At 54.8% G+C, this 734-nt stretch carries 1 protein-coding gene; it reads left to right on the plus strand.

The genetic code is table 11. The features are described 5' to 3' along the window. Positions 1-109 (plus strand): IS3 family transposase (locus tag DYI22_RS17290; RefSeq protein WP_213477651.1); only part of this gene is annotated, 109 nt, incomplete at its 5' end. Positions 110-734 lie beyond the last annotated feature (625 nt).

The raw sequence follows: 734 nt of genomic DNA on the forward strand, positions 1-734 counted from the left end.
CGATTACATCGAAATGTTCTATAACCCGGTACGCCGGCACGGCAACAACGGAGGACTGTCTCCCGTGGACTTCGAAAAGCAGTATTTTAAGCAGCTGTCAGGCGTCTAGGATATCGGGGGCTTGCCAATATGACTATCACGATGCCTCCTGCAATGTGTAACGCTGGATGTTAAGCGGCGCCTAAGGAGCGCAGCGTAGTAGGCGTCCGGATTCACTATGCCACTACAGACGGCCGCCAGGCCGGTAGCGAACTTGAACGATTGGTTATGCATTTTTTCCAACATAGGCCTCTAGCTTTTCAGGAACATAAGGCCAAAACATTGCCCAGTCTTCTGGCTTTGGGTAACGCTCCCGGTACTGTTCCCTTTCTCTCCCACTAAGGCTGCCGAACCAATCAACGAATCTGTACCAGTAGTCTTCGCCAGGCCCCATTCGCCAACCGATAGACCCCAACGGTATGTGGGGATACTGAAGCCAAGGCGGAAGCATCTCATTGTCCATTAGCTCGCCCCGTCCGTAGTAAGCGCTGCATAACGCCAATATTAAGCGGCGCCCGACTAGGGCGTCCGGTGGACGGCCGCCAGGCCGGGAACGAACTTGAATGACTTGTATGGATAATTCCTGCCGTGTTTGGGTAAATTGAGGCCCACCCCCAGTGGCCGCTGGGGGCCTTCATGCAGCAGCTCGATGATGGCAGGCTCCTCATTCGAGAGACCGGTAACCAGTGCGTAGC

Source organism: Marinobacter lipolyticus, assembly GCF_018424605.1.
Classification (GTDB): domain Bacteria; phylum Pseudomonadota; class Gammaproteobacteria; order Pseudomonadales; family Oleiphilaceae; genus Marinobacter; species Marinobacter lipolyticus_B.